This window comes from Marinomonas transparens, assembly GCF_016463975.1.
Classification (GTDB): domain Bacteria; phylum Pseudomonadota; class Gammaproteobacteria; order Pseudomonadales; family Marinomonadaceae; genus Marinomonas; species Marinomonas transparens.
Window position 1 is genome coordinate 11,979 of record NZ_JAEMNX010000032.1, and the last position, 13,192, is coordinate 25,170.

Below are 13,192 nucleotides of genomic sequence, written 5' to 3' on the forward strand. Positions count from 1 at the left end.
AGCGTGGAAGATGATGAAGATTAGATTAGCTCTCTTGGTATTATTAACGACTTGTTTATCCGGCTGTTTGTCTTGGGATGTAAATGAGCAGGCGGTAGCCGCAGCAGCAGCCTCTGGTGCTGCTGCGGTAGTGACCGAAGCGGTTGTTGATGCGGTGACAGGTGATGATGAGAACGAAGATGCATCCGATACTGAGGAGGAGAAGCCGGAAGAACCACGAAAAGGTTATGTGCCTGATCCAAATGACCCTTTGTCAGGTCCAGAAGAGAGTCAAATAATACAATCTGATGACCCTTATTATGCGCCTGTTTACCCAAATGGTATGGCTCCTACTCAAGCACCTACTGGTGGTATTTATCAGACGAGCATGGGAGATGTCTTCTTTGGTGATCAGAAAGCCAGTAAGTTAGGCGATATTTTAACGATTAACCTTAATGAAACAACGGCGTCGACTAAAGCGAATGGTGCTGCTATTACTAAATCTGCCTCGGCGACATTGGAAAACCCAACGGTATTAGGGGCCGAATTAAGAATAGATACCACGGTTCCTCAGCAGGACACTAATTTCTCTGGTAATGCCTCGGCTAATCAAAACAACAGTCTCAGTGGTACCATCTCTGTCACCGTGTTTAAAGTATACCCGAATGGCTTATTGGCAGTACGTGGCGAAAAGTGGCTAAGGTTGAATCAAGGGGATGAGTATCTGCGCTTCTCTGGTGTGGTACGCAAACAGGATATTTCACCAAATAATACCGTAGAATCTGAACGGGTAGCGGATGCGCGTATTACCTATTCCGGTACAGGAGAGGTCGCCGCTGGTAGTGAACAAGGTTGGGTCAGTCGTTTACTTAATTCAAGTGATATGCCGTATTAATTTGGTGATTAAATAAGTGAGGCTTTTGTCCTCTCAATGGGTGATGCAATGAAGTACATAGCGCTAATTTTCTTATTTGTTTTGTCCTTTTCAGCGCAGGCTGAACGTTTAAAAGACATTACCAGTGTTCAAGGCGTACGAGAAAACCAATTGTTTGGTTATGGTTTGGTGATTGGTTTGAATGGCACTGGTGATAGTACGGCTTTTACCAATCAAAGTTTTGCTAGTATGTTGTCGCGCTTTGGCGTGACTTTACCAGAAGGTGTTAGCGCAACGTCTCAAAATGTGGCCGCGGTGTCTTTGACGGCGACCTTGCCTGCCTTCTCAAAACCGGGACAAAAAATTGATGTGACGGCTTCCTCTATTGGCAATGCCAGCGGGCTGCGTGGTGGAACTTTATTGCTGTCGACATTAAAAGGAGCAGATGGTGCGGTTTACGCTATCGCTCAAGGTAACTTAGTTGTGGGCGGTCTAGGGGTAAACGGTGCGGATGGTTCAAGGTCTTCTTTGAACATCCCTACTGTTGGGCGTATTCCTAATGGTGCCAGTGTTGAGCGTGTGGTGCCTAGTAGCTTTAATACCGGAGACACGCTGACCTTTAATTTAAACCGACCTGACTTCACTACGGCAAAACAGGTATCCGATAAAATTAATAACCTCTTAGGCGCTGGTGTTGCTAAAACCCTTGATGCGACTTCAATCCGTGTGTCTGCTCCTAGAGACCCAAGTCAGCGAGTCACTTTCTTATCTATTTTAGAGAATTTAGAAGTTGAAGTGGGTGAAGAGCGGGCGCGCATTGTGATTAATTCACGTACGGGAACCATTATTATTGGTCAGCATGTTCAAGTTTCTCCAGCCGCTGTAACCCATGGCAGTTTGACCGTTACTATTGAAGAGACCCCTCAAGTTGTTGGGCAAGATGGAACGACAACAGGTGGTGAAACCATTATATCGCCACGAGAAGGGTTAGAAGTGAGTGAAGAGAGTGGTCATATGTTTGTTTTTGATCCAGGTGCTTCTCTGAATGATATCGTGCGCGCGGTGAATCAGGTCGGCGCAGCGCCGGGTGATGTGATGGCGATTTTAGAAGGTTTAAAACAAGCTGGCGCCATTAACGCTGATTTTGTGATTATATAGGTGAGATGATGAATTCAGTGCCTCCACAAGATTTTTTTGCTGATTTTTCTTCTTTATCTGCGTTAAAAACCAAAGCGCAGCAGGACCCTGATGCGGCGATGAAAGACGTTGCCCAGCAGTTCGAGTCTATCTTCATTAATATGTTGTTGAAAAACATGCGTAGTACCAATGATGCGATTGGTGGTGGGCTTTTTAACAGTGCTCAAACGAAACAGTATCAGGACATGATGGATTCCCAAATGGCGCAGAGTTTGGCGAAATCTGGTGGCATTGGTTTATCCGAAGCCTTGATTCGTCAGTATCAAAATAAGGGCAGTCAAGGTCTCAATAATAGTCAGGATGATACTGACTTCTTAAATCAAGTGGCTAAGCAAGACCTTGTTAGAGTTCAAGCTTTGGCGCGTCGTGCGTCGACCGAATTTATTCAGTCTGTACAACAAGAAATTACTAATGCTCCTCAAAGTGAGTCTATCGCTCAAGCGCCGTCTGCACTGTCTGTGGTGTTTGAGTCTCCAGATGAGTTTGTTGAAAAGCTTTGGCCACATGCCCAAAAAGCGGCGGAGACTTTGGGGGTGAACCCTAGGGCGATATTGGCGCAGGCAGCGTTAGAAACTGGCTGGGGGAAATACCCCATTGCGAAAGAAGATGGTGCGGCAAGCTTTAACCTATTTGGCATTAAGGCAGATAATCGTTGGCAAGGTGATCGCGCTGTGGTGAATACTTTGGAGTTTCGTAGCGGTGTTGCTAAACAAGAAAAAGCCGCGTTTCGTGCCTATGACTCTTTTTCTCAAAGTTTTGATGATTATGCTGAGTTTTTATCATCTAGCGAGCGGTACAAAGGTGCCTTGCAAGCTGGAGAGGATGCGTCAATGTTTGCCGCTTCGTTGCAAAAAGGTGGTTATGCTACTGACCCTGATTATGCAAAAAAAATCGATAATATCCTTTCTAGTAAGTGGTTTCAGAAGCTTTAGCCCTTTATCTTCAGTAATAACATAATCTATTTTCATGCTTGGTAAAGTTCTTGCATTAATAGCCGATACAGTTGAATAAAGTTCAATACTACAGTTGAACAAAGCGCTATGAGGTATGAGCAATGGGCTCAAGTTTATTTTCCGTTGGTTTGTCTGGACTGCAGTCTAGTAATGCCCGTATTAATACGACTGGGCATAATACAGCCAATGTGGATACTGAAGGCTATAGTCGCCAAAGAGTCTCCGCAACCAGCTCTCCTGTTGGTGGCGTTGTCATGCGTGATACCTCGCGTTTAGTTGATAAATTCATCAATGAGCAGGTGAGGGTAGATACTTCCAACTTCTCTTATTACGATACTTATCATTCTATGATCTCTGTGTCTGATGGTCTGTTGGCAGAAGACAGTATCGCTTTGAATGGTTACCTCAATAAAGCGTTTGAAGCTTTGCAAATGGCTAATAATGATCCTTCTTCTCCATCTTTAAGAGAATTAGCTCATTCAAGCCTTGATAGCTTAGTGAATCAATATAATACCTTGTCAGGTATTGTGGGTGAGCAAGAAAGTATTGTAGATGATCAGCTTGCGGCGTCTCTAATCGATTTAAATGCACTGACTACCCAAATTGCCGATCTCAATACGCAAATTTTACAGCAAGAAAGTATGTCCATTTCACCCGCTAATGAGCTTCGAGATCAGCAAGAGTTATTGGCAAAAGATATTGCTAAGTATTTGCATATAAAAACTCAGTTTACCAGTAACGGCACCATGACAATTCAGTTGGCCAATGGACAGCCTTTGGTGATGGAGCAGAATGCGACAGAAGTGAAGCTTGAGCTAGATCCGTTAGAGCCGAAGAAAATTAATCTAATGATTGATTTTGACGATTATGATGTCGCTTTGACCTCCGATAATTTGGGGGGCTCGATTGGTGGGCTTATTGACTTTCGATCTGAGTATACGATGCGAGCAGATCGAACATTAGGTCAACATGCTATTTCCATTGCCGATGCCATGAATTCTCAAAATGCTTTAGGCATTGATGCTAATGGTGGCTTTGGTAGAAAACTATTTACTTTGGGTGACGTACAAATTAATGTTTTAGCGGACAATAAGGGCAAGGCGCCAGACCTTTCTGTACGAGTGTCTAAAGGTGAGTCGGCTAAGATTACAACGGATTCCTACGAACTTATTAAGACAGGTGACGATCACTTTCTAGTCAGAACTTACGACCTTTCCGGTGAGCTGACAGGTAAATCAGTATTATTAGATTTGAACAGTAAAAAGGATGGTCACGGTTTTTATAAACTTGATGAACTAGGATTGGATATACGCTTAGGGGATGTGGACGACTATAAAGCGGGTGATGCGTTTCGCTTTTCCCCCGCTCAAGGGGCTGCTGCCAGTTTACGCCTTTCTGCTCAGAATGGCAGTGACATAGCGCTAAGTGCTCCTATTGGGGTTAGTACCAATTCTGACAATTTATCTGAGGCGAAGATTGAGCTTTCTTCCGTGACGAATACCGATCCTGACACTTCCGCTTTTTCTCGTGACGCGACACTTTATCCAAGTGCCCCCCATAGCATTTACTTTACGGCTCCTAACGCTTATGAAGTTCGGGATGCCTCAGGGGGGGTGCTGGCTAGTGTTGATGGGGTGCAGAATTTTAGCGACTTATTGGAAAAAGCAGGACTAGCAAAAGATGCTGGTTTTGATGTGTCTATTTCTTCTAGGCCAAAAATGGGTGATGTCTTTTCCATGAGTGTTGACGAGCTTGGTGAATCCGATAATTTTAATGGTTTGGCGCTTGCTGATCTTCAAAATCAGGATTTGGTGGGGGGGAAATCAACTTTGGCGACTTCTTATGCTGGGTTTGTTGCTTATGTCGGTAGCAAAACGGCTGAACTAGAAGGGAATGCAAAGTCGACTGAAGTGATAATGAACCAAAGTATTGGTCGCCGTGACAAGTTGTCGGCAGTGAGTTTGGATGAGGAAGCGGTTAATTTATTGAAATATCAACAGTCTTATTCCGCTGCAGCCCAGGTGATTACCGCCGCACGCACTACGTTCGATACACTGTTGGGGGCGATGAGGTAAGCTTATGAGAGTAACTAACAACCTTATTTATGGTCAGTCTAGTCAGGCGATTACCAGTGCTAATGATAGGCTTTTAACCATCCAAGACAAAATTAATAAACAGACTAATATTACTAAAGCCAGTGATGACCCTGTGGGTGCGAGAGCAGTATTGCAATATCAGGTTAGTAACGAAAAACTAGCGCAATACGATGAAGCAATGAAGATGGCAACCAGTAACTTGGAATATCAAGAAGTGGCCTTAGACAGCTTAAATGGTTTTCTTGATGAGGCAAAAACGCTTTTTATTCAAGCTCAGAATGACGTTAATACGCAGACGGATGTTGATGCTATTACCCAACAACTCTCCATGATTGTTGAATCAATGGCTGAGTTGATGAACTCTAAAAGCGCTGATGGCAGTTATATTTTTGCGGGAACAGATACAAAATCTCCGGCTTTTGTGATTGGCAGTGATGGTCGTTATCAGTGGGTAGGTAATGAAGGCCAGAAGCATGTGCAAATTGCTGAAAATATGCAAATGGCAGTTACAAACTCTGGAAAACACTTGTTTCAAGATATTTGGACCCATCATAATTTTAATGCAAGAGTGAAAGGTGGTGATGTTGAGTTAATCGCTAAGGTTAGAAATCAAGGTAGTTTTAATAAGTTTATAGACAAATATTACAACCCTGTTGATTCAGAAGCGAATAAGTTTGTTTTAACGACTCGTAAGCCCGGCGCTGATGGTACTGGTTCTCGCTCCTCGGAGACAAATACTGCTGAAGCACTGGATGTTTCTCCACAGGATGACAAAGAAAATAGCGATGATTATTATGGTCTTCCTGGAGAATATGTGGTGACTAATTATAAGGGGGAGGAAATTGCAGCTGGGCCTTATGTTGCAGGTAGGCCTATTCTCTTTGGTGGAATGACTTTTACTCTAAAAGCGGCGCCAGGCGAGAAAGTTGATATTTCACTGATTGCTCCGAAAAGAGACAATGTGCTTAATCAAATTAATGATTCGATACGTGCATTGTCAGATAAAGAAGCCAGTATAGATGAACGCGAAGAGGCTATTTTTAATGCAACTACCAGCATTAATAATACTCAGAGAGTGGTTGGTGAAGGGCGTTCTTCTATTGGTGCGAGATTAAATACCTTGGCAAATCGTGAAGATTTTAGTGCTGCCAATCATCTGTCTAATGCTGTAACGCAAGAAAAAATTGGAGGGCTGGATGTTGCCGCAGCGGCGTCTGAATTGTCTATGGCGGAATCAGCGTTAACGGCGTCACAGAAATTGTTTTCTCGAATTAACAATTTATCATTATTCAATCAGATATAAGAACTCTTAAGTAGAAGGTAAATAAATGTCGGCATTTCAGATGGAGTCCTGCTTTGGTGCTGATATTGGTGTTGGGTATTTTGATATGGACGAAATACTCGACATTTTTGGTATTAAAAAAGAGGTGATGGACAACAAGCGAGTGAAAAGCTTGATAAAAATCCATGGTCGAAAAGAGCGCATTGTAAACATAGCCGTTCGCCAAGTTACTTTTGATGTATTACGTTCTGTTTTAGATTCCGAATTCCTACCTTATGATGCCTATTTTAATGATGACAAATTATTAACGAGTCGTCGTGAACGGCTTTACGATGCCCAAGAGCGGTTTTTGTTTCTTTGCTTATCCATTGCCAATGGTAAGTCCGTACGTAGCCTAAAAAAATTAAATCGAGATTTTAGTACAAAAGAGCTGCGTAGTAAGTTTGCCCGAGGTAAAGGTAAGGATAAGGGGTTGTTTCGCTACTTTAGGCAAGAGCTTGATGAAAATACTCGTGAGTATATATTGAGTTATAAGGCTAAGGGGAGTGGTGTTGAGGGTTTAGCCAGAGCTGGAGTCTCTTCTCGTACTGAACCGGCTTTTGACAAAGAGGCCTTAGGCTCAGAAAAAAAAACTCAGCGTGAAATTAAAGTGTTTTCTACCTCTTTTGATGATGAGGTGATTACTGCGCTTAAGTTATTTAAAGATGGAAATTTGTTGCTTTCTACGCAGATGGAGCTGTTTAAACGAGGCGAACTTTTAGATACGCCAGAGCTGAAAAAGTTCTGTAAACGGCTGATAACCTCTTACTCACGTAATCCTTTTGCTCTCATGGCAATACGCCATATCAAAGAAGTTTCTTCTTACCTAGTGTTGCATGCAATGGGTATGGCAGTTTTGGGGATTCATTTTGCAAAGACGATGAAGTTGCAAGATGCTTATGTGGAAGCAATTGCTTTAGGAGCGCTGTTATTTGATTTAGGACGTTTCCGTCTGCCTGCTGCAATGGTTAATAAGAGCACAAAAATGACGGCTGGTGAATTTGACCTGTTTCGTAAGCATATACAATTTGGTAGTCAGATTTTGCACAAGTGCGAAAATCTTCCTAAAGTAGTTTTCCAAATGCTAGAGGATCATCATGAAAAAATTGATGGTTCAGGCTATCCAAATGGTAAGCAAGATCAGGAAATTTCAGTTTACGGAAAAATAGCCGCGATTATTGATGCCTATGATGCTATGACCTCAGAACAACCACATAAAGACTCAATGGAGCCAATCAAGGCATGTCAGCAAATGTTAAAGGAATCCGGTTTGGCTTTTGATGAAACTCTTTTATCTGTTTTCTTGAAAAGTATTGGTAGAGTTCCAGTTGGTTCTTGTGTTTTATTATCTAATGGTCGTGTCGGCTTTGTATTAACACTGAATAAATCTTTTCAGCCTGCTCTAATTCGTCAGGTTTATAGCATGACTAATAAGTCCTTTATTGCATCGACAGACATAGAGTTAAATAAAGTGGCAAATGTTATTGATGATGTTGTTGTGGAAAAAGATGTTTCTCCACAATCGTTAGGTCTGCAGTTTATTAATCATATTTCCTGATAGATATTCATTACTGTCTAGTAAAGGTTATCGCTAAGATTTATTTTCCATTTTTAGCTCGTTTCCCTCTATTGCGTTATTTTTAATAATCCTCTTTTGCTTATCTTTCTTGTTTTTTCCTATGAGTTCGCTGTCCTGAGTACTTTCTTGCTAATGTCCTTGTCAACCTTAACGGTTGGTCTCACTAGCCAGCTGTCTCTTAAGTGTTGGTTGTTTTTTGTACTGCTGCCCTTGTTTTACGCGTTGAAATAATCTTTATCGTCTATTTTTTAACTTTTTACTAAAGTTATTTGAAAACGGTACGATAAATATATCCCTTCAAATTTCAGCTCTCTTTTTGGAAATAAAATCAAAAAAATATTAAAGAATCATGCTTATATGTCGATAAGTTTATTGTAAGTATTTTGAATATGCTTTTAATAAAACAAAAATAAAAAGTGATTTAAAATATTAAAGATTAAATTTGGTTAGTCGATATATAACTTGAAAGATGAACAGCTGAATAATTATATAAAATAAAAGGCTGTTAGTTGAATTTTTATTTCTAGGAGAGATGAAATGGCTTTATATGTAAATACGAATACTTCGTCGTTGAATGCTCAACGCCAACTAACAAATTCTGGTAGAACGCTTGATACTGCTTATCAGCGTTTATCTTCTGGTCTACGCATTAACAGTGCTGCTGATGATGCCGCAGGCTTGCAAATTACAAACCGATTAACTTCTCAGATTAATGGTTTGAACCAATCGGTACGAAATGCCAATGATGGTATCTCGCTTGCTCAAACTGCTGAGGGGGCGTTGGATGAATCCACTACCATGCTACAGCGTATGCGTACCTTGGCTATCCAATCTGCAAACGGTTCTAACTCTGATAAAGATCGTGTTGCCTTGCAACAGGAAATGACTCAGCTATCTCAGGAAATAAACCGTATTGCGGAGACCACAACATTTGGTGGTCGTAACTTATTGGATGGTAGTTATCAAGGTATTTTCCAAGTGGGTGCTGATGCGAATCAGACAATCAGTTTTTCTATGGAATACGGTGGTCAAAATAATTCCATTAACTTTGTAGGAAACGGTGGTTTTACCCTATCTGGTTTGTCTTCTGGTGTGCCTTATGAAGAAAAGCCACCTCATTTAAATGAACAAGGTGTTCTTGTTAATGAAAATGGCGACCGCGTTGACGACGAGGGGCGATTAGTTAATGAAGCTGGTGAACTAGTTAATAAAGACGGCGAGCGAGTTAATGAGAAAGGGGTCCGTATCAATGCGGAAGGGAACCAAATTAATGAGAACGGGATTCTGATTAATGACAATGGTGCACCCATTAATGCCGATGGAACTCCTCGACAAGATGTAACGAATGCGGATGGCACTGTTGCTAATGCAGATGGCACGACCACGAATTTAGATGGAACAATTTCTCATCCGGATGGCAGGGTAACTCAGTTAGATGGCTCAATTACTCATCCTGACGGTTCTGTAACAAAAAGAGATGGCACTGTAGTAAAAGCTGATGGCACTGTTGTTGAGCCAGAGAAAAAATTCGGTAGACCTCTGGTTACCGTTGATTCAGCTTCTGTTACGAGCATCGATAATGCGCAGAGTATGATTGCTATGTTGGATATGATGATTGGGGCTGTTGATTCTAAACGAGCGGAACTGGGTGCGGTACAAAACCGCTTTAGTTCTACAGTAAATAATCTAAGTAATATCTCTGAGAATGTATCGGCTGCCCGATCTCGTGTTAGGGATGCAGACTTTGCGGAAGAAACGGCGGCTCTAACCAGTGCGCAAATTCTTCAACAAGCAAGTAGTACCGTTCTTGCTCAAGCAAATCAACGTCCTCAAACTGCCCTATCGTTACTAGGAGGGTAATAAGTAAAAGCAACAATTTGGTGTGGTTGTCGTAACTATCATACCAATGAATTTTCGAGCCAAATCTCGGAATTTGAGCCACTTATTCTCTCCTAGAGGGTGGCTTTTTAGCCGGGTGAGCAATCACCCGGCTTTTTTCGTTTTGGATATCTGTTTTTTGCAGTGATCTTTAGGAGAGGGAGTCAGTAACCATATGTATTCAAGTATTAAACGTGTTCTAGATTCTTGTTTCAAAGAGAGGTCTGGGCACTTATTTAGTGGTTGAGAACATATGGCTATTAAGGAGCTAAGAGGGGATTGGTTGTTTTTCTTAGCGATTTATCTAGGTGAATCTTGTATAGGCGAATGAATAGCCTGTAAACCATTTTTCATTGTAATGGAGATAAGCGTATCGAGTTACTCGTTAACGTAGGAGTGTTTAGTGTGGTGTAAATGATGACCCTGCCTTACTTTAAATAATGTTTTATCCATTTTCTGGTGCTTCTACCTATATCGGTAGGAAGTTGGGAACTGGCAAGATTTTATACGTAGTGATGGACGTAGGCTTTTTTGCATCAAATGTTTTTTCTGCCGTTTTAGGGGGCTTAGTGAGGGGCTTATTTTTTAGCGCTGTTGGGCTTCTTCACGTAGGTCTGTTTAACCTTTAAAGGTGAGACACGTATTTGCTTATGTCTGAGTGTACAACTGTTTTATTCCTGACTGCATCTAGTTTAGAGCGGGAGACGAATCGCAGCTGAGTGCTAAAGGTTCGCATAGAGCAAGTTTGAAGAAAGTGTCATGAGGAGGATTTGATGAAAGGCCCTATTGAAATTGCCGTGCTAATCGAATGCATAACATAACCTTGCCGTTTGGTTTTTATTGGGCGCGGTGGGGAGAGGTGATGGCCCTTTGCAAACAAAGTAAGGGCGTTGCTGAGGTTCTGTTACACCAAAAATATAGAGGGCATTGCTTTGTAAATAGGTTGTTTCGAAGAGAAGCGGCTAAGTGGTGCTTGCTTAAAAAGAGTAAGGGATGCCTGTTCCTATCCATTTTTACAAATAGAGGTATGGGGCTGTCAGCCTTCCTTAGGTGTGAATGGGGAGTTTGTATCTATCGAAATCGTTGAAGAAGTGTTTTTACACAGTGTTTGATTAAGACAGCTAGTGCCCAGTTATAAGCAAATTAAGGGTGTTGCTGGTTATTTCTCAGATCAAAGAAACAAACTCTATTGCTTATTTGTAGAGCGGAATAGTTATGCCGTTTTTTTTTGAGTAGGTAAAGACGTGCCTATCCTTCTGGCGCTGCGCTTTGCTTGATGTTTTTGGAGGTCTGGATCTTAGAGGCTCTATTTGAACCTTCTTAGCATGTGTTAGATGGCTTTGAGGTTGTGGTGCTCTGAGTCTTTTGTGTTAGTTGAGACTTCTAGAAAGAAGTCTTTGTTGGGGCTTTTTAGTGTTTTAGAACAAGGTTTTCTATATCGCTTCCTTGTTTGGGAGGGCTGACTATGACTTTGAGGTGTTGGTGGTTTCCACTATAAAGCAGCTTTTGCTGTGAGAGTGGTATCGCTGTTTTTTTTGAGTTAACGAAAAATTAATAAATTTAGCTGATGAAGTTTTTATTTTATTAGTTAGAACAATGAATTAGGTTAAAATTTGCCGATCATAGGCATTCTTTTTCCTAGTGTTCGGCAATTATTTTCTCAAAATGGCTAAAGGTTTGTTGAGAGAGGTCGAAAACTATATACACTCTGCTTTTTTGCAGGATATTGTGAAACCCTAGGAGGCTATAATGGCTCTTTATGTAAATACGAATACATCGTCTACGAATGCACAGCGTCAGTTGATGCAATCCGGTAAAACTTTGGATACATCTTTTCAGCGTTTATCTTCGGGTTTACGTATCAACAGTGCTGCTGATGACGCTGCTGGTTTGCAGGTGTCTAACCGATTAACTTCTCAGGTCAATGGCTTGAATCAGGCGGTACGAAACGCCAATGATGGTATTTCTGTGGCTCAAACTGCAGAGGGTGCATTGAGTGAAACGACAAACATGCTGCAACGTATGCGTACTTTGTCTATTCAGTCTGCAAACGGCTCAAACTCTGATGAAGATCGTGTAGCGCTACAGCAAGAAATTGGTCAATTATCAACTGAGATTGATCGTATTGCTTCCGATACCACTTTTGGTGGTAAGAATCTTCTTGATGGTACTTATGAAGGTATCTACCAAGTGGGTGCGGACGCTAACCAAACGATCAGCTTTGATTTGAGTAAAGGTGCTAAGCAGGATTACGCGAATAATGGCGGCTTTACCATGGCTGGCTTATCTTCTGATGCTTCATATGAAAGAGAACTTAAGGCTTATGAAGAGCAGAAAGCAGCACGTAAAGAAGAGGAAAGAGCACGAGTTGAAGCGGATGGCGGAACTTATGTAGACCCTGAGATTCAAGCGAAAGCAGATGCTGAAGCGCGAGGTGAAGTTTATGTTGATCCTAATGCTCCTCAGCCACCAGATCGATCTAGAAGCTTTGGTGATCCATCTGAAGGTTTTGGTACACCTTCTGTCAGCTCTATGGAAAATGCCCAAAGTATGATTGCTATTGTTGATGAGATGATTGCAGCGGTTGGTGCTAAGCGTGCTGAGCTAGGTGCGGTACAGAACCGTTTTGGTTCAACCATTAGTAACTTGAGTAATATTTCTGAAAACGTATCGGCTGCCCGTTCTCGTATTCGAGATGCTGACTTTGCGGAAGAAACTGCTAAACTAACAAGTTCTCAGATTCTTCAGCAAGCGAGCTCGTCTATTTTGGCTCAAGCAAATCAACGTCCACAAACAGCCTTGTCTCTTTTGGGGTAATAGTGAATGTGGTAAGAAGCTAGGGCTGCGCCCTAGCTTCTTTATTTTTGGAGGGCTATTGAAATGTCAATTAATTCTAGTGATCTTTCTAAACAGTCTATTGGAGCGATTCCTGCCCGACAGGACTATCGTGCTGATGAAAACTTTAGGGCATTGCGTCAAGCAAGTACTAAAGCAATCCAGACTTTGGCCGATAGTAATAAAACAAGCAAGGAGAGCAATAACGGACAACGCTTTTTCGGTTCACCGAAAGTCGATCCACAAAAGGTGGAAGATGCGAATAAAAAAATGTCACAGTTGAATGTTCAGTTGTCTTTTGAAGTAACAGATGATCGAAGTCAAAATATTGTAAAAGTATTAGATCAATCAACTGGCGATGTGGTTCGTCAAATGCCCACGGAAGAATTTCTTAAAATGTCTGAACGAATCGATGCTATTATGAGCCAATTGAGTGATATCAAGGGGACCTTGGTAAACAGTCAAGCTTGATTTATTGGA

At 41.7% G+C, this 13,192-nt stretch carries 8 protein-coding genes and 2 pseudogenes; all 10 read left to right on the top strand.

Going from position 1 to position 13,192, the window contains the following annotated elements:
* The first annotated feature begins 10 nt into the window (after window positions 1-10).
* The gene (locus I8J31_RS19170; RefSeq protein ID WP_199470194.1) at window positions 11-874 is read left to right on the top strand and encodes a flagellar basal body L-ring protein FlgH; all 864 of its coding nucleotides are present in this window, start codon (window positions 11-13) and stop codon (window positions 872-874) included.
* Window positions 875-922: 48 nt separating this feature from the next.
* The gene (locus I8J31_RS19175) at window positions 923-2,011 is read left to right on the top strand and encodes a flagellar basal body P-ring protein FlgI (protein WP_199470195.1); all 1,089 of its coding nucleotides are present in this window, start codon (window positions 923-925) and stop codon (window positions 2,009-2,011) included.
* An 8-nt stretch (window positions 2,012-2,019) separates the two neighbouring features.
* Window positions 2,020-2,982 carry a flagellar assembly peptidoglycan hydrolase FlgJ gene (gene flgJ, locus I8J31_RS19180; protein ID WP_199470196.1) on the top strand — a complete coding sequence of 321 codons (963 nt, stop codon included), beginning with the start codon at window positions 2,020-2,022 and terminating at the stop codon, window positions 2,980-2,982.
* Window positions 2,983-3,104: 122 nt separating this feature from the next.
* Window positions 3,105-5,078: a flagellar hook-associated protein FlgK gene (gene flgK / locus I8J31_RS19185; RefSeq protein WP_199470197.1), complete on the top strand. Its 1,974-nt coding sequence runs from the start codon at window positions 3,105-3,107 to the stop codon at window positions 5,076-5,078.
* A 4-nt stretch (window positions 5,079-5,082) separates the two neighbouring features.
* The gene (gene flgL, locus I8J31_RS19190) at window positions 5,083-6,402 is read left to right on the top strand and encodes a flagellar hook-associated protein FlgL (protein ID WP_199470198.1); all 1,320 of its coding nucleotides are present in this window, start codon (window positions 5,083-5,085) and stop codon (window positions 6,400-6,402) included.
* A gap of 85 nt (window positions 6,403-6,487) precedes the next feature.
* The gene (locus I8J31_RS19195) at window positions 6,488-7,978 is read left to right on the top strand and encodes an HD-GYP domain-containing protein (protein ID WP_233402919.1); all 1,491 of its coding nucleotides are present in this window, start codon (window positions 6,488-6,490) and stop codon (window positions 7,976-7,978) included.
* A gap of 558 nt (window positions 7,979-8,536) precedes the next feature.
* Window positions 8,537-9,088: pseudogene (locus I8J31_RS19200) on the top strand (flagellin N-terminal helical domain-containing protein); the annotation flags it as partial.
* 486 nt (window positions 9,089-9,574) lie between these two features.
* Window positions 9,575-9,859 (top strand): annotated as a pseudogene (locus tag I8J31_RS19205) (flagellin); the annotation flags it as partial.
* 1,767 nt (window positions 9,860-11,626) lie between these two features.
* On the top strand, window positions 11,627-12,694 hold the full coding sequence (locus I8J31_RS19210) for a flagellin (RefSeq protein WP_199470200.1): 1,068 nt from the start codon (window positions 11,627-11,629) through the stop codon (window positions 12,692-12,694).
* A 63-nt stretch (window positions 12,695-12,757) separates the two neighbouring features.
* Window positions 12,758-13,183: a flagellar protein FlaG gene (locus I8J31_RS19215; RefSeq protein ID WP_199470201.1), complete on the top strand. Its 426-nt coding sequence runs from the start codon at window positions 12,758-12,760 to the stop codon at window positions 13,181-13,183.
* Window positions 13,184-13,192: the final 9 nt, after the last annotated feature.

Bases quoted from the DNA above. Each gene is read 5' to 3' on its own strand.
- I8J31_RS19170 (WP_199470194.1), top strand. From the start codon at position 11: ATGATGAAGATTAGATTAGCTCTCTTGGTATTATTAACGACTTGTTTA.
- I8J31_RS19175 (WP_199470195.1), top strand. From the start codon at position 923: ATGAAGTACATAGCGCTAATTTTCTTATTTGTTTTGTCCTTTTCAGCG.
- flgJ (WP_199470196.1), top strand. From the start codon at position 2,020: ATGAATTCAGTGCCTCCACAAGATTTTTTTGCTGATTTTTCTTCTTTA.
- flgK (WP_199470197.1), top strand. From the start codon at position 3,105: ATGGGCTCAAGTTTATTTTCCGTTGGTTTGTCTGGACTGCAGTCTAGT.
- flgL (WP_199470198.1), top strand. From the start codon at position 5,083: ATGAGAGTAACTAACAACCTTATTTATGGTCAGTCTAGTCAGGCGATT.
- I8J31_RS19195 (WP_233402919.1), top strand. From the start codon at position 6,488: ATGGACGAAATACTCGACATTTTTGGTATTAAAAAAGAGGTGATGGAC.
- I8J31_RS19210 (WP_199470200.1), top strand. From the start codon at position 11,627: ATGGCTCTTTATGTAAATACGAATACATCGTCTACGAATGCACAGCGT.
- I8J31_RS19215 (WP_199470201.1), top strand. From the start codon at position 12,758: ATGTCAATTAATTCTAGTGATCTTTCTAAACAGTCTATTGGAGCGATT.